Below are 18,635 nucleotides of genomic sequence, written 5' to 3'. Positions count from 1 at the left end.
GCCTCAAACGCGTCCTGTGCAGCGGCGAGGCCTTGCCGGGCAGCCTGGTCCGACGCTTCCACGCGCAATTGCCAGCCGTTGAACTGCACAACCTGTACGGCCCGACTGAAGCAGCGGTGGACGTGAGTGCCTGGCACTGCGTGACCGCACCAGACAACACCCCCATCGGCAAACCCATCGCCAACACCACGCTGTATGTACTCGATACGTTGGGTCAACCCGTACCGCAAGGCGTGGCTGGCGAGCTGTTCATCGGCGGCGTGCAAGTCGCCCGAGGCTACCTGAACCGCATCGAACTGACCGCCGAACGCTTCCTCGACGACCCGTTCAGCACCCGCCCTGGTACACGACTGTACCGCACCGGCGACCTGGCGCGGCACCTGGCCGATGGCAACATCGAATACCTGGGCCGTAACGATGACCAAGTGAAGCTGCGCGGCCTGCGCATCGAGCTGGGTGAAATCCAGGCTGGCCTGACGGCCATCGAAGGCGTGAAAGAAGCCGTCGTGGTCGCCCGCGATCAGCGTCTGGTGGCGTATTACACCGGTGAGCAGCAGACCGCAGACGTTCTGCGCACGGCATTGCTGGCCCACCTGCCGGACTTCATGGTGCCCGCGCTGTTCCTGCACCTGGACGCACTGCCCCTGAGCCCCAACGGCAAACTCGACCGCAAGGCTTTGCCACTGCCGGACACCGAAGCCCTGCAAAACCGTGTGTATGAAGCCCCAGAAGGCGAAACCGAAACCCTGCTGGCTGCGATCTGGGCTGAGCTGCTGGGCGTTGAGCGGGTAGGGCGGCATGACAACTTCTTCGAACTGGGCGGCCATTCGCTGCTGGCGGTGACCCTGACCTCGCGCCTGCGCCAACAAGGCCTGCATGCCGATATCCGCGTACTGTTCGGCCAGCCGACCTTGGCAGCGCTCGCCGCTGCGGTGGGCGGTGAAACCCGCATCAGCGTGCCAGCCAACCGCATTCCGGCAGAGGGCACACGCATCACGCCGGACATGCTACCGCTCGCCGAGCTGTCCCAGGCGGCCATCGACACCCTGGTCGCGCAGATCCCCGGTGGCGTGGCTAACGTCCAGGATGTCTACGGCCTGGCCCCGCTGCAGCAGGGCATCCTCTACCATCATTTGGCCAGCGAAGGCGCAGACCCCTACGTGCTGCAGGCACGCTTTGCCTTCCCGACGCAAGCCGAGCTCGATGCCTTTGCCGCAGCGCTCTACCAGGTCATCGCCCGTCACGACATCCTGCGCACCAGCATCCACTGGCAGGGCCTTGAGGAGCCCGTGCAGGTCGTCTGGCGCACTGTGCCGGCAGTCGGCGCAGCCGTGCGCGGTGATGAAAGCAGCACCACGCTCGACTTGAACAAGGCCCCCTTGATCCGCCTGCTCCCTAGCCACGGCGAGGGGCGCGTGGAAGCCACGCTGCTGATCCACCACATCATCCTCGACCACGCAGCCGTCGAACAGCTGGTGGCCGAGATCACCGCTGTGCTGCAAGGCCAGGCCCTGTCGCAGGCCAGCGTGCCCTACCGCAACTATGTGGCGCAGGCACGTCTGGGCGCCGATACCCAGGCTGACGAGGCACTGTTCCGCGAGCTGCTGGGTGACATCGACGAACCCATCACGGTATTCGGCCTACGCGATGCGCTCAGTGACGGCAGCCGTGTATTGGACAGCCGTCTGGCCCTGGACACGGCGCTGGCCGGCCGCTTGCGCGAGCAGGCCCGCCTGCTTGGCATCAGCGTCGCCAGCCTGGTGCACCAGGCCTGGGGGCAGGTGCTGGCGCAACTGTCAGGGCGCGAGGAAGTGGTGTTCGGCACGGTGTTGCTCGGTCGCCTGCAAGGCGGCGAGGGGGCTGAACGGGCCCTGGGCATGTTCATCAACACCTTGCCGCTGCGGGTGAGCGTGGGTGCCACGGCGGTGGCCGAGGGCGTACGCCTGACCCACCAGCGGCTGGCCCGCCTGCTGGCCCATGAGCAAGCCTCGCTGGCGTTGGCTCAGCGTTGCAGCGCAGTGCCGGTGTCTCAGGCGCTGTTCACCAGCCTGCTCAACTTCCGCCACAGTGCACCGGCCAAGGCCGAGCTGCGCCAGGCCTGGCAGGGTATCGAGCAACTGGCCGCGCATGAGCGCAGCAACTACCCATTGGTGGTCAACGTCGACGACGTGGGCGACGCCTTTGTGCTGACCGTGCAAGCGGTGCCGGAAGTCGATGGCGCGCAGGTCTGCCGCCTGCTCAGCACCGCCCTTGAGCAATTGGCCCAGGCCCTTGCGCAGGCGCCGACCACGGCCCTGCACAAGGTGAGCCAGCTGGCAGTTGCCGAGCGCGAACTGGTGTTGCAAGGCTTCAATGCCACCCGCCGCGATTACCCACGGGAACATGCGCTGCACACCCTGTTTGGCACCTATGCCGCGCTCAGCCCGGCTGCACCGGCGGTGGTTCACGGTGGCCGGCAGTGGAGCTATGAGCAGCTCGAACAGCACGCCAACCGCCTGGCTCACCACCTGCTCGCCCTGGGCGTGCGCCCTGGCGATCGTGTGGCCCTGCTGCTGCCCCGCAGCATCGAGTTGCTGGCTGCGCAACTGGCGGCGAGCAAATGCGCGGCGGTGTTCGTGCCGCTGGACAGCAACGCGCCTGCCGAGCGCCAGGCCTTTATGATCGAAGACAGCCAGGCGCGTGTCTTGCTCACCTTCAGCAGCGAACAGCGGGTAGGCAATGCCCTGCGCGTCGAGCTGGACCGCCTCGACCTCACCGGGTATGCGCAGCAGTCGCCGGGCCTGGCGGTAGCTGCCGAAAGCGCCGCCTACATCATGTACACCTCCGGCTCTACCGGCACCCCCAAGGGCGTGCAAGTGCCGCACCGGGCCATCGTGCGCCTGGTGATCAACAACGGCTTTGCCGAATTCACCTTCCAGGACCGTGTCGCGTTCGCCTCCAACCCTGCGTTCGACGCCAGTACCTTGGAAGTCTGGGCACCGCTGCTCAACGGCGGCACGGTGGTGGTCATCGACCAGGACCAGGTGCTGTCGCGCCAGGCGTTGCGTGAGGTGTTGCTGGCGCAGCGCGTCAGCGTGCTGTGGCTGACTGCCGGCCTGTTCCATCAGTTTGCCGATGACCTGCTGCCGGCATTCGCCAAGCTGCGCTACCTGATGGTGGGCGGCGATGTGCTGGACCCGGCCATCGTCGGCCGGGTGTTGCGCGAAGGCGCCCCACAACACCTGCTCAATGGCTATGGCCCGACTGAAGCCACCACCTTCAGCACCACCCACCTCATCGCCACGGTCGGCGAGGGCAGCATCCCGATTGGCAGGCCGATCGGCAATGCCCGTTGCTACGTGCTCGACGCCCGTCAGCAGCCGTTGCCGGTTGGCGCGGTCGGTGAGCTGTACATCGGCGGCGCTGGCGTCGCCTTGGGGTACCTCGGCCAGCCGGCACTGACCGCCGAACGCTTCCTCGAGGACCCGTTCAGCCGTGAGCCGGGTGCGCGCATGTACCGCAGTGGCGACCTGGCCTGCTGGCAGGCCGACGGCACGTTGCGTTACCTGGGCCGTGCCGACCAGCAGATCAAGCTGCGAGGCTTCCGCATCGAGCTGGGTGAAATCGAAGCGCGCCTGGGCGCGTGTGCCGGTGTGCGTGACACGGCCGTGGTGGTGCGTGAGGACGTGCCCGGTGACAAGCGCCTGGTGGCCTATTTCACCGCCAACAATCCGGCCCTTGGCATTGCCGAACTGCACCAACAGCTGCAAGGTCAGTTGCCGGACTACATGCTGCCAGCGGCCTACGTGTACCTGGATGCACTGCCGCTGACCGCCAACGGCAAGCTCGACCGCCGTGCCTTGCCGCAGCCCGGCAGCGAGGCAGTACTCAGCCGCGACTTCGAGGCGCCACAGGGTGAGGTCGAGACCACCCTGGCGGCGATCTGGGCCGACCTGCTGAAGGTCGCGCAGGTCGGGCGCCACGACCACTTCTTCGAGCTGGGCGGCCATTCGCTGCTGGCCGTGACCCTGGTTGAGCGCATGCGCAAGGCCGGCCTCAGTGCCGATGTGCGTGTGCTGTTTGCCCAGCCCACCCTGGCGGCGCTGGCCGCCGCGGTGGGCAGCGGTCGCGAGGTGCAGGTGCCCGCCAACCGTGTGCCACACACTGCCCGCCACATCACCCCGGACATGCTCAGCCTGATCGAGCTCGACCAGGCCAGTATCGACCGTATCGTCGCCACGGTGCCGGGTGGCGCTCCCAATGTGCAAGAGATCTACCCGCTGGCCCCGCTGCAGGAGGGCATCCTGTACCACCACTTGAGCGCCGCACAGGGCGACCCGTACCTGCTGCAGTCGCGCCTGGCCTTCGACAGCCTGGCGCACTTGCAGCGCTGGGCGGGCGCCTTGCAGCAGGTCATCGACCGGCACGACATTCTGCGCACCGCAGTGGTCAGCGAAGGGCTTGCACACGCAGTACAAGTGGTCTGGCGGGAAGCGAGGATGCAGGTGAGCGCAATCGAAGGCCTGGCTACCGGGTCGGTGATCGATGCCTTGCAGGCGCGCTTCGACGCCCGTCACCAGCGCCTCGACCTGTCGCGGGCACCCTTGCTGCGTCTGCTGCATGCCGATGACCCGGCCAACCAGCGCGTGGTGGCGATTCTGCAATTCCATCACCTGGCCCTGGACCATACCGCCATGGAAGTCATCGCCAGCGAGATGCAGGTGTTGCTGGCAGGCCAGGGCGAACGCTTGCCGGCGCCAGTGCCTTATCGCACCTATGTTGCCCAAGCCCGCCTTGGGGCCGACGATGCCAGCCATGAAGCGTTCTTCCGCGAGATGCTGGGGGACCTTGATGCCCCGACCTTGCCGTTTGGCCTGAGCGACGTACAGGGTGACGGCCACGCTATCGAAGAAGCCCACCTGGCCATCGACGCCAGCGTGGCGCGCGGCTTGCGCGAACAGGCTCGGCAGCTTGGCGTGAGTGCCGCGAGCCTGGCGCACCTGGCCTGGGCACGGGTGCTGGGTGTGCTCGCCAACCGCACCGATGTTGTGTTTGGCACCGTGCTGATGGGGCGCTTGCAGGGCGGTGAAGGGGCCGACCGGGCGTTGGGCGTGTTCATCAACACCTTGCCGCTGCGCATCGACTTGACTGCACCGGTGGCGCAGGCGGTGCGCGCCACCCATCAGCGGCTCTCGGCGCTGTTGGCGCAAGAGCATGCCTCGCTGGCGTTGGCCCAGCGCTGCAGTGGCGTGGCGGCGTCCACACCGTTGTTCAGCGCCTTGTTCAACTACCGCCACAGCACGGCAGGGGTGCCTGCCGACGGCGATACCCACAGACAGGGTGTTCGTCTTCTGGGCGGTGAGGAGCGTAGCAACTACCCGCTGACCCTCAGTGTCGACGACCTGGGCGAAGGCTTTGCCTTGAGTGTGCTGGCCCAGGCAGGCATTGGCGCCGAGCGGGTCGCTGGCTGGATGAACCAGGCCCTGGTCGAACTGCTGCAGGCGCTGACGCAGTCTGCGGCCAAGCCGGTCGAGGCATTGTCGATCCTGGACCCGGTGGCACGGCAGCAGGTGCTGGAAGCGTTCAATGCCACTGCACGCGACTACCCGAAAGGGCAGGCCGTGCACGCCTTGGTCGAGGCCCAGGCGGCCCGCGCACCGCAAGCGGCAGCGCTGGTGCAGGATGGCCAGGTGCTGAGCTACGGCGAGCTTAATCGCTGCGCCAACCGCCTGGCGCATCACCTGATCAGCCGCGGGGTGAAGGTCGGCGACCGGGTGGCATTGTGCTTGCCGCGCACCCTGGAGCGCCTGGTCGGCCTGCTGGCCATCCTCAAGGCCGGTGCGGCCTATGTGCCGATCGACCCGGCCTACCCAGGCGAACGCATCGCCTACCTGCTTGAAGACAGCACGCCGGCATTGGTGCTGGTCGATGCGGCCACCCTGGCGCTGGTGGGGGACACCCCGCGTGTCGAGCTGCACCGCGATGCCTGGCAGGGCGCAGCCGACAGCAACCCCTGCGTGGCAGGCCTGGATGATCGCCGACTGGCGTATGTGATCTACACCTCCGGCTCCACCGGCCAGCCGAAAGGGGTGATGGTCGAGCATGCGACCCTGGCCAACCTGGTGCACTGGCACTGTGAGGCCTTTGCCTTGAAAGCCGGCAGCCATACCAGCACGGTTGCCGGTTTTGGCTTCGATGCGGTGGCCTGGGAGGTGTGGCCGGCGCTGTGCACGGGGGCCGTGCTGCACGTGCCACCCGCACGCATCGCCGGTGAGCACGTCGACGAATTGCTCGACTGGTGGCTGGAGCAGCCGCTGGCTGTCAGCTTCCTGCCCACACCCGTGGCCGAACAGGCGCTGCGCCGCGAGCGTCAGCACCCGACCTTGCGCACGCTGCTGGTCGGCGGCGATCGCCTGCGCCAGTTCGAGCGCGACCCAGGTTTTGCCCTGGTCAACAACTATGGCCCGACAGAAGCCACCGTGGTGGCCACGTCCGGGCAACTGCTACCCGCGGGGGCGCTGCATATCGGTAAGCCTATCGCCAACACCCAGGTGTATGTGCTCGACGAGCGCCGCCAGCCGGTGCCGGTGGGCGCCGTGGGCGAGTTGTACATTGGCGGCGCCGGGGTGGCCCGCGGTTACTTCAACCGCCCGGCACTGACCGAGGAGCGCTTCATTGCCGATCCGTTCACCGCCCAACCCCATGCGCGGCTGTACCGCACAGGTGACCTGGTGCGCTGGAGCGCTGACGGCACCTTGGATTACCTGGGCCGTAACGACGACCAGGTGAAGATCCGCGGCGTACGGGTGGAGCTTGGCGAAATCGAAAGCGTACTTGCCGCGCAGCCTGGTATCGGCGATGCGGTGGTGCTGGTGCGTGGCGAGCGGCTGCTGGCCTGGTTCACTGAAACCACACCGGTGGCGGTGGACACACTGCGCCAGGCTTTGCAGGCAAGCCTGCCCGCACACCTGGTGCCGTTGGCCTTCACCTGCCTGCCAGCACTGCCGTTGACCAGCCATGGCAAGCTCGACCGCAAGGCGTTGCCCGACCCGGATCCGGCGCTGCTTGCAGGCCAGGCCTATGTCGCCCCGCAGGGCGAAGTGGAAACTGCCCTGGCGGCGGTGTGGGCTGACATGCTAGGCGTTGAGCGAGTGGGCCGGCACGATAACTTCTTCGAGCTGGGTGGCCATTCGTTGCTGGCGGTGAACCTGACCGCGCGCTTGCGCCGCGAGGGCGTGCAGGTGGATGTGCGTACGCTGTTTGGCCAGCCGACGGTGGCGGCACTGGCGACGACCCTGGGCCAGGTGCAACAGGTGCAGGTGCCGGACAACCTGATCCCGGCCGGCTGCCCGCACATCACCCCCGGCATGCTGCCGCTGGTGGCGCTGGAGCAGGCGGCCATCGACCGTATCGTTGCCCAGGTACCCGGCGGTGCCCGCAATGTGCAGGACATCTACCCGCTGGCACCCTTGCAGGAGGGCATCCTGTACCACCACCTCAGCGCGCAGGGGCACGACCCTTATGTGCTGCAGTCGCGCTTCGGGTTCGCCAGCCGCGAACACTTGAACAACTTCGCGGCAGCATTGGACAAGGTCATCGCCCGCCACGACGTGCTGCGCACAGCGGTGCTCTGGGAAGGCCTGCCGCAGCCGGTGCAGGTGGTCTGGCGGCAGGCACCGTTGTCGGTCATGGCGCGTGGTCGCGACAGCGAGGCAATGCTTGACCTGAGCAAGGCACCGCTGATCCGTCTGCTGTACACGCAGCAGCCGGGCGCGGCCCGCATCGAAGCCACCTTGCAGTTCCACCACATCGTGCTCGACCACACGGCCATGGAAGTGGTCGGCGAGGAGCTGATCGGTTATCTGCAGGGTGCGGCCGAGCCGGCCCAGGCACCGGTGCCGTACCGCAACTACGTGGCCCAGGCGCGGCTGGGTATCAGCCAGGCCGAGCATGAAGCGTTCTTCCGCGGGCAACTGGCGGATATCGACGCGCCAACGCTGCCGTTTGGCCTTAGCGATGTGCAGGGTGACGGCCGTGACATCGAGGAGGCCCAGCTGTGGCTGCGTGACGACTTGGCACAACGGCTCCGCCAACAAGGCCGGCAATTGGGTATCAGCGTCGCCAGCCTGTTCCACCTGGCCTGGGCGCGCCTGCTGGCGGCCGCCAGTGGCCAGGACAGCGTGGTGTTCGGCACCGTACTGCTGGGCCGCCTGCAAGGCGGTGAAGGCGCCGAGCGGGCGCTGGGCATGTTCATCAACACCTTGCCGCTGCGGGTCGACCTGGGCGGTATCAGCCTGCGTGAAGGGGCCCGTGCTACCCATCAGCGCCTCAGTGCCTTGCTGGCCCACGAGCATGCATCGCTGGCCTTGGCCCAGCGCTGCAGTGGCGTGGCTGCGCCCTTGCCGTTGTTCAGCGCCATGCTCAACTACCGGCACAGCACGCAGGTCACTGACAGCCAGCGGCAGGCGACACAAGGTATCGACAACCTGGAAAGCCAGGAGCGCAGCAACTACCCGCTGGGGTTGAACGTGGATGACCTGGGGGAGGGCTTCCGCCTGGTTGCCATGACCCCGGCCGACGTAGGCGCGGCGCGTATCTGCGGGCAGATGAACCAGGTGTTGGAGGCCATGGTCGAGGCGCTGGAGCAGACGCCGGAACTGCCGGTGCAGCGCTTGCCGGTGCTGGAAGCGCAGGAGCGTGAGCGTGTGCTGCTGGGCTTCAACGACACGGCGGTGGATTATGACCTTGAGCAGACCTTGCATGGGATGATCGAGGCGCAGGTGTTGCGTACGCCGGATGCGGTCGCGGTAAAAGCCGAAGAAGGCATACTGAGCTATCGCCAGCTGAATGAGCAGGCCAACCGCCTTGCGCATCACCTGATTGAACTCGGTGTAAAACCTGATGATCGGGTAGCGATCTGCGTTGAACGCGGGCTGTCGATGGTGGTTGGCTTGCTGGCCATCCTCAAGGCAGGCGGCGCGTATGTGCCGGTTGACCCCGATTACCCAGCGGAGCGCGTGCGACATATGCTGAGCGACAGCGCGCCGGTGGCGGTGCTGGTGCACAGTGCTACCCGTCATGTACCGGATTCGGCCGAGGTTATCGACCTGGATCAGCCGACCTGGAACGCCCAGCCGTCCAGCAACCCAGTTGTCACCGACTTGACCCCGCGTCACCTTGCTTACGTGATCTACACCTCAGGCTCCACCGGCTTGCCGAAGGGTGTGATGAACGAGCATGCCGGCGTGGTCAACCGCCTGTTGTGGATGCAAGACGCCTATTACCTCGGCGCTGAAGACGTGGTCTTGCAGAAGACCCCGTTCAGCTTCGACGTGTCGGTATGGGAATTCCTCTGGCCCCTGCAAACCGGCGCGCGCCTGGTCATGGCGCGTCCCGGCGGCCATCGCGATCCGGAGTACCTGCGTCAGGTGATCCGCAGCGAAAACGTCACCACCTTGCACTTCGTGCCTTCGATGCTGGATGTATTCCTGGCCCATGGTGACGTCTCGGCGGCTTCGTTGAAGCGCGTCCTGTGCAGCGGCGAAGCCTTGCCAGGCAGCCTGGTTCGACGCTTCCACGCGCAATTGCCAACCGTCGAACTGCACAACCTGTACGGCCCGACTGAAGCTGCGGTGGACGTGAGTGCCTGGCACTGCGTGACGGCACCAGACAACACCCCCATCGGCAAACCGATTGCCAACACCACGCTGTACGTACTCGATACGCTGGGGCAACCCGTACCGCAAGGCGTGGCCGGCGAACTGTTCATCGGCGGCGTGCAAGTCGCCCGAGGCTACCTCAACCGCATCGAACTGACCGCTGAACGCTTCATCGACGACCCGTTCAGCACCCGCCCTGTTGCACGCCTGTACCGCACCGGCGACCTGGCGCGGCACCTGGCCGATGGCAACATCGAATACCTGGGCCGTAACGATGACCAGGTGAAGCTGCGCGGCCTGCGCATCGAGCTGGGTGAAATCCAGGCTGGCCTGACGGCCATCGAAGGCGTGAAGGAGGCAGTTGTTGTCGCCCGCGACCAGCGTCTGGTGGCGTATTACACCGGTGAGCAGCAGGCCACAGACGTTCTGCGCACGGCATTGCTGGCCCACCTGCCGGAGTTCATGGTGCCCGCGCTGTTCCTGCACCTGGACGCACTGCCCCTGAGCCCCAACGGCAAACTCGACCGCAAGGCTTTGCCACTGCCGGATACCGACGCCCTGCAAAGCCGCGTGTACGAAGCCCCAGAAGGCGAAACCGAAACCCTGCTGGCTGCGATCTGGGTCGAGCTGCTGGGCGTTGAGCGGGTAGGGCGGCATGACAACTTCTTCGAACTGGGCGGCCATTCGCTGCTGGCGGTGACCCTCACCTCGCGCCTGCGTGATCAAGGCCTGGAAGCCGACGTGCGCGCCCTGTTCGACCAACCGACCTTGGCGGGCTACGCAGCCATCACAGACAGAATGGAGATCGTCCTGTGAGCATCAACCAACTACTGGCAACACTGACGGCCAAAAACGTGCAACTGGCGTTGAAGGACGGCCAACTGGCCGTCCAGGGTAACCGCCAGGCCCTGACCGACCCCGCGTTGGTGGCGCAACTGCGTGAACACAAGCCAATGCTGGTGGCGATGATCGAGCGCGGCGAGTACGTGGCCGTGAAACAGGGCGCGGTACACGTGCCGTCCAACCTCATCGGCCCGGGTTGCACGCGCATTACGCCGCAGCACCTCAACCTGATCGACCTGGACCAGGGCACCCTTGACCGCATCGTCGCTTGCATCCCCGGCGGCGCGGCTAACGTGCAAGACATCTACCCACTGGCACCGCTGCAGCAGGGCATGCTGTTCCACCACGCCAGTGCCACCGACAGCGACCCGTACGTGATGCAGGCGCGTTTCGTGTTTGCCAGCGAAGCCCGCTTGCAGGCGTTTGCCGATGCGCTGCGTGGTGTAATTGCCCGCCACGACATCTTGCGTACCTCGGTGCACTGGGAAGGGCTGGAAACGCCGGTGCAGGTGGTCTGGCGCCGCGCTGACCTGCAGGTGGCGACGTTACCCGACAACGACCCCATGCGCGGCAGGCTCGACCTGACCCAGGCACCGCTAATCCGCCTGCTGCGTGAGGCCGAGCAAGCCGATGGCGCACTGACCGCCACCCTGCAGTTCCACCATATCGCCATGGACCACAGTGCCTTGGAAGTGGTGCGTCACGAACTGATCGCGTTTCTGGCCGGCGAGGGTGATCGGCTGGGCACCCCGGTGCCATTTCGCAATTATGTGGCACAAGCCGTGCTGGGTATCAGCGAGGCCGAACACGAGGCGTTTTTCCGCGACATGCTGGGGGGGATCGACGCGTCGACCCTGGCCTACGGCATCCAGGATGTGCAAGGCGTGGGCGAGGTGCACAACGAGCACGCGCTCGACCTGCCACTTGCGCTGTGCCAGCAGCTACGCAGCCAGGCGCGTAGCCTGGGCGTGAGCGTCGCCAGCCTCTTCCACCTGGCCTGGGGCCGCGTGCTGGGCGGGCTGACGGGGCGCGAACAGGTGGTGTTCGGCACAGTGCTGATGGGGCGCTTGCAGGGCGCCGAAGCCACCGATCGGGCGCTGGGGATTTTCATCAATACCCTGCCGGTACGCGTTGACCTGGACAGTGCTGACTTGCCGACGGCGATCCGCGCCACCCACCAACGGCTGAGCGCATTGATGCGCCATGAACACGCGCCACTGGCCCTGGCCCAGCGGTGCAGCGGTGTGGCGGCGCCGGCGCCGCTGTTCAATGCCTTGCTCAACTACCGCCACAGCGCAGTGGACAGCACTCAGCCACGCCGCGCAGCCCTGGCCGGCATCGACATCGTCGAGTCTGCCGAGGCCACCAACTATCCCTTGACGCTCAGCGTCGACGACTTGGGCGAAGCGTTCCGCCTGACCTTGCTGGCCAGCGCCGAAGTGCCGGCGCAGCGCGTCTGTGCTTACCTGCAGCAGACCCTTGAAAGCCTGGTGCAGGCACCGCAGTCGTCGGTCCTGGCGCTGGCCATGCTCCCCGACAGCGAGCGCACGGAGCTGCTGGAAGCGTTCAACGATTATCCGGCCCCGTATGAGCGGCAACTGACCCTGCACCAGCGCATTGCACACCGCGCCGAACTGCACCCTGACGCCGTCGCCGCCACCTGTGACGGCGCGCGCTTGAGTTACGCCGAGCTCAACCGCCAGGCCAATGCCCTGGCGCAGCACCTGATCAACCTGGGCGTGCGGCCTGACGACCGCGTCGCCGTGGTGGCGCGGCGCAGCCTTCAGACGCTGGTAGGCTTGTTGGCGGTACTCAAGGCCGGAGCCGGTTACGTGCCGGTAGACCCCGCCCACCCGGATGAGCGCGTGCACTACCTGCTGAATGACAGCGGCCCGGTAGCGGTGCTGACGCAGCAGTCGCTGGGTGAGCGCCTGGGGCCTGTCGCGGTGCCGGTGGTGCTGCTCGACCAGCCGCACTGGCCTGTATGCGAGAGCGACCCGGTTGTGCCGGGGCTGAGCGCGAGCCACCTGGCCTATGTGATCTACACCTCCGGTTCCACCGGGCAGCCCAAGGGCGTGATGGTCGAGCACCAGACCGTCAACAACCTGGTCGACTGGCACTGCCGCGCCTTCGACCTGTGCCATGGCCGGCACACTTCGAGCCTGGCCGGTTTTGGTTTCGACGCCATGGCCTGGGAAGTCTGGCCGGCGTTGTGCGCCGGGGCCACGTTGCACCTGGCGCCGGCGTCAGAGGGCAACGACGACCTGGATGCCATGCTCGCCTGGTGGCAGGCGCAGCCCCTGGACGTGAGCTTCTTGCCGACGCCGGTGGCCGAGTATGCCTTCAACCATCAGCTCGAACACCCGACCCTGCGCACCCTGTTGATCGGCGGTGACCGCCTGCGCCAGTTCAACCGCACCCAGCGCTTTGCCGTGGTCAACAACTACGGCCCGACCGAAACCACGGTGGTGGCCAGCTCCGGCGTGGTGGAAGCGGGCGGGGCGCTGCACATCGGTCGGCCGGTCGATAACGCCCGTCTGTACGTACTCGACCCACACCTGCAGCCTGTCGCGCTGGGTGTGCCAGGTGAGCTGTACATTGGTGGCGCCGGGGTTGCCCGGGGCTACCTGAACCGCCCGGCGCTCACCGCCGAGCGCTTCCTCGACGACCCCTTCTTCGCCCGTGGGCGCATGTACCGCACAGGCGACCTGGTGCGCTGGCTGGCGGACGGCACCCTGGACTACCTGGGGCGCAACGACGACCAGGTCAAGATCCGCGGCGTGCGCATCGAACTGGGCGAGATCGAAAGCCGGCTGAACGCCCTGGCTGGCATCGATGAAGCCGTGGTACTGGCCCGTGAGGACCAGCCCGGCCAGCCGCGCCTGGTGGCCTACTTCACCGCCCAGGCAGGTGTCGAACCGCTCACCCCAGAAGGCCTACGCAGCCAATTGCAGGCGCACCTGCCGGAATACATGGTGCCGGTGGCCTATGTCGAGCTGCCGGCGTTGCCGCTGACGGCCAACGGCAAACTCGACCGCCGCGCATTGCCACGCCCGGAGCGCTCGGCGCTGTTCGAGCAGGGCTACGAGGCCCCCGAAGGGGCGTTGGAGCAGGCGCTGGCAACACTATGGGCCGAGTTGCTGCACGTTGAGCGAGTCGGCCGTCGCGACCATTTTTTCAGCTTGGGCGGGCATTCACTGCTGGCGATGCGCATGGTCTCCCAGGTGCGCCTGCGCCTGGGTGTCGAACTGAGCCTGGCCGACCTGTTCGCCAACCCCGAGCTGGCCGCGGTGGCCGAGGTACTGGCCCATGCCGGGCGCAGTGAGCTGCCAGCGATACGCCCGGTGCCGCGCGATGCGCCGCTGCCGATGTCGTTCGCCCAGCAGCGGCTGTGGTTCCTGGCGCAAATGGAAGGCGGCAACCAGGCTTACAATGTGCCGCTGGCCCTGGGTCTGCGCGGGGCACTGGATGCCGATGCGCTGGAAGCGGCCTTGCTGGGCATCATCGAGCGCCACGAGACCTTGCGCAGCCGCTTCGTACCACGCGATGACAGTGCCGAGGTGGTGCTGGCTACCACTGCGGGTGCCGATTGGTTCCAGCGTGAAGACCTGAGCGTCGAGGCGCTGCCGGCCCGCTTGCATGAAGTGGCCAGCGCGCCTTTCGACCTGGCCCACGGGCCACTGCTGCGTGCGCGTTTGCTGCGTTTGAGCGCAGAGCATCACGTGCTAGCGCTGACCGTGCACCACATCGTTGCCGATGGCTGGTCGCTGGGCGTGCTGACCCGCGAACTGAGCGCGCTGTATACGGCCTGCTGCCAGGGCCAGGATAATCCGCTGCCGGCCCTGGACATCCAGTACGGCGACTATGCCGTGTGGCAGCGCCGCTGGTTGGCCGGCGCCCAGTTGCAGCGCCAGGCCGATTACTGGCGCCAGGCCCTGGGCGGTGCACCCAGCCTGCTCAAGCTGCCCAGTGATCGCCCACGCCCCGAACGCCAGGACTTTGCCGGCGCAAGCCTGCCACTGCAGTTGCAGCCCCGCCTGGCGGCTGGCCTGCGCAGCCTGGCCCAGCGCCACGGGGTAACCCTGTACATGGCTGTGCTCAGTGCCTGGGCCGCCGTGTTGACGCGGCTGTCCGGTCAGGGCGAAATCGTCATCGGTTGCCCTGTGGCGGGCCGCGGCCGTGCCGAGCTGGAGCCGCTGGTGGGCCTGTTCGTCAATACCCTGGCCGTGCGCATCGACACGGCTGCCGCACCGACGGCGCAAACCCTGCTGGAGCAGGTCCGTACACGCGTGCTGGAGGCTCAGGCGCACCAAGACCTGCCATTCGAGCAGGTGGTGGAAATCGTCCGCCCAGTGCGCAGCCTCGGCCACACCCCCTTGTTCCAGGCCACGCTCAACTGGCAGGCGATCGAAGGTGTCGCCTTGCAACTGCCGGGCCTGCAGTTGGAGGCCGTGGCCCAGGCTGGCCAGGTCGCCAAGTTCGACCTGACGCTGAACCTCGGCGAGTTCGGCGACACGCTGGCCGGCAGCCTGGACTACGCCACCTCGCTGTTCGACGAAACAACCGTGCGGCGCTTTGTTGGCTACTTCGAGACCTTGCTCTGGGCCATGATCGGCGATGATCAACAGCCGCTGGCACAGGTGCCGTTGCTTGGCGACGCCGAGCGCCAGACCCTGCTGCACAGTTTCAATGCCACGCAACGCGATTACCCCCGTGACCAGGCCGTGCAGCAGCTGTTTGAGCAGCGCGTGGCGCGCCATCCCCTGGCCGTGGCGGCAGTGCAGGGCGACCAGGCGCTGTGCTACGGGGCACTCAACGAACGCGCCAACCGCCTGGCCCATTACCTGATGGGCGCAGGTGTGGCACCGGGTGCCTATGTGGCCGTGCTGCTGCCGCGCTCGTTGCACCTGCTGGTCGCGCAACTGGCTGTGCTCAAGTGTGGCGCGGTCTATGTGCCGCTCGACATTCATGCCCCGACCGAGCGCCAGGCCTTCATGGTCGAGGATTGCCAGGCCACCGCGCTGCTGACGCTTGCTGGCACACCGGTTGAGTATGCGGTGCCGCGGGTCGACCTGGACCAACTGGTCCTCGATGACCAGCCTGGCCACAACCCTGGGGTGGCCCAGGACGCTGGCAGTGCGGCCTATGTGATGTACACCTCTGGCACCACAGGCAGGCCCAAGGGCGTGTGCGTGCCGCACCGGGGTATTGCGCGGTTGGTGCTGAACGAGCGGTATGCCGGGTTGCTGGCCAGCGACCGCATCGCTTTCGCTTCCAACCCGGCGTTCGATGCCAGCACCCTGGAGGTGTGGGGCGCATTGCTCAATGGCGGGCAGGTGCGGGTGATCGACCACCGCACGCTGGTCGACCCAGCGCTTTTCGCGAAGGCGCTGGCGGAGCAGGGCATCACCGTTCTGTTCTTGACCACGGCGTTGTTCAACCAGTACGTGCAGTTGATCCCCGAGGCCCTGGCCGCGCTGCGTGTGCTGATCAGCGGCGGTGAGCGTGCCGAACCCGCGGCCTTCCGCACGCTGCTGCACAAAGCACCTGGGCTGCGCCTGCTCAATGGCTACGGGCCCACCGAAACCACCACGTTCGCGGTTACCTGCGAAGTGCGTGAATTGGCGCCCGATGCAGCCCAAGTGCCGATTGGCCGGCCGATCGGCAATACCCAGGTGTATGTGCTGGACGCCTGGCAACAGCCCGTGCCGCAGGGCGTGGTCGGTGAACTGTATATCGGCGGCGACGGCGTGGCCCTGGGTTACCTGAACCGCCCAGAATTGACGGCGCAGCGGTTTATCGATGACCCGTTCAGCCCGCAGCCGGGCGCTCGGCTGTACCGCACCGGCGACCTGGTGCGCTGGCAGGCCGACGGCCAACTGGAGTGCCTGGGGCGCAATGACGACCAGGTCAAGATTCGCGGTTACCGGATCGAGCTGGGCGAAATCGAGCAGCAGTTGGCACTGGCACCGGGTGTCGGTGAAGTCGTGGTGATGGCTGTGCCGAACGAGCAGGGCCCACTGCGGCTGGTGGCCTGGTTTACCCGGCACGAGGCCCCAGTGGAGGCCGCTGACCTGCGAGCCTTCCTGCGCGGGCGCTTGCCGGATTACATGGTGCCTACCGCATTTGTGGCATTGCCGCGGATGCCGCTGAACAACAATGGCAAAGTTGATCGCCAGGCCTTGCCGGCGCCGGCTCCCCAGGACCTGGCGGTGACAGTGTACGAAGCACCGGAAGGCGAGCGCGAGCAGGCGCTGGCCACGTTGTGGGGCGAACTGCTGCACCTGGAACGCGTCGGGCGTCACGACCGCTTCTTCGAATTGGGCGGCCATTCACTGCTGGCGATGCGCATGCTGGCCCAAGTTCGCCAACGCCTGGGGCTGGAGCTGGCATTGGGCGACCTGTTTGCCGATGACAGCCTGGCAGCGGTGGCCGCCTGCCTTGCGCGTGACGGCGACACCTTGCCGGCCATCCAGCCGGGCCCGCGTGACGGTGCTTTACCGCTTTCGTTCGCCCAACAGCGGCTGTGGTTTTTGGCGCAGATGGAGGAGGCCAGCGCGGCCTATCACATTCCCCTGGCCCTGCGCCTGGAGGGCCGTTTGGACTCTGGGGCGCTGGAGCGCGCGTTAAGGCGCCTGGTCGAGCGCCATGAAAGCTTGCGCAGCCATTTTGTCGAACAGGAAGGCGAGCCGCAGGTGGTGCTGGCAACCGGCAGCGAAGGCTTCCAGTTTGGCCGGGACCTTTGCCAGGGCCTGGATGAAGCCGCTATTGCGGCGCTGATCCGCCAGGAGGCGAGCCAACCCTTCGTGCTTAGCCGCGACCTGCCGGTGCGTGGGCGCCTGCTGCAGCTGGCCGAGGACCACCACCTGCTACTGCTGACCTTGCACCACCTGGTGGCCGACGGTTGGTCGCTGGGGGTGTTGGTGCGCGAGCTTGGCGAGTTGTACCAAGCCTTCAGTTGCGGTGGCGACAACCCCTTGCCGGCCTTGCCCGTGCAGTACATCGACTATGCCTTGTGGCAGCGGCGCTGGCTCAGCGGCGATGCACTGCGCCAGCAGGCCGATTACTGGGTTGGCCAGCTGGCCGGGGCACCGGCGCTGCTCAGCTTGCCCTGGGACCATCCACGGCCGGAGCGTCAGCAGTATGCCGGTGACAGCGTCGCGCTGAGCCTGGACCCGCGCCTGAGTGCCGAGCTCAAAGCCGTGTGCCGGCGCCATGGCGTAACGCCTTACATGCTGTTCATGGCGGCTTGGGCAGTGTTGTTGAGCCGGCTTGCCGGCCAGGATGAAGTGGTGATCGGCTCGCCGGTAGCCAACCGCAGGCAGGCTGAAGTGGATGGCCTGGTCGGCATGTTCGTCAATGCCATGGCGTTGCGCGTGGACACCTCGGGGGCACCGGATGTGGCGACCTTGCTGGCCCGGGTAAAGGCCGTGGTGCTGGGCGGGCAGGCGCATCAGGACTTGCCGTTCGAGCAGGTGGTCGAGTTGCTGCGTCCGCGCCGAAGCCTTGCGCATACGCCGCTGTACCAGGCCACCCTGGACTGGGACGCCAGCCCGGAGCACCAGGCGCTGCAACTGGCCGACCTGTCGGTGAGCGCAGTGAGTGGGCCTGCGTGCATTGCCAAGTTCGACCTGAGCCTGAGCCTGGGTGAGCGCGCCGAAGGTTTTGCCGGCGGTATCGTGTTTGCCACAGCCCTGTTCGAGCGGGCGACCATCGCGCGTTATGCGGGGTATTTCCAACAACTGCTGTGGGCCTTCGTGGAGAGCGATCGGGCCATTCCGGGCCATGTCGGGTTGCCGGATGCCGATGAGCGCAAGCGGTTGTTGCAGGGCTTTAACGACACGGCGGTGGGCTATGACCACGAGCAGACCCTGCATGGGATGATCGAGGCGCAGGTGTTGCGTACGCCGGATGCGGTCGCGGTTAAAGCCGAAGAAGGGGTACTGAGCTATTGCCAGCTGAATGAGCAGGCCAACCGATTAGCGCATCACCTGATTGAACTGGGTGTTAAACCTGATGATCGGGTGGCGATCTGCGTCGAACGTGGGCTGTCGATGGTGGTTGGCTTGCTGGCCATTCTTAAGGCAGGCGGCGCGTATGTGCCGGTTGACCCCGATTACCCAGCGGAGCGCGTGCGACATATGCTGAGTGACA

2 protein-coding genes are annotated in these 18,635 nt (G+C 66.6%); both read left to right on the top strand.

What is annotated here, in order from left to right; translation table 11 throughout:
* Positions 1-10,454, top strand: a 10,454-nt coding sequence (locus tag OO306_RS25675; protein ID WP_265970210.1) for a non-ribosomal peptide synthetase, incomplete at its 5' end; no start/stop codon positions are given.
* The coding region (locus tag OO306_RS25670) for a non-ribosomal peptide synthetase (protein WP_265970209.1) at positions 10,451-18,635 on the top strand (8,185 nt) is incomplete at its 3' end. The genes OO306_RS25675 and OO306_RS25670, both read left to right, overlap by 4 nt.

This window comes from Pseudomonas sp. DCB_AW, assembly GCF_026240895.1.
GTDB lineage: Bacteria > Pseudomonadota > Gammaproteobacteria > Pseudomonadales > Pseudomonadaceae > Aquipseudomonas > Aquipseudomonas kermanshahensis.
Note: the sequence above shows the minus strand (reverse complement) of the source record. Positions and strands in the feature narration are given on the sequence as shown.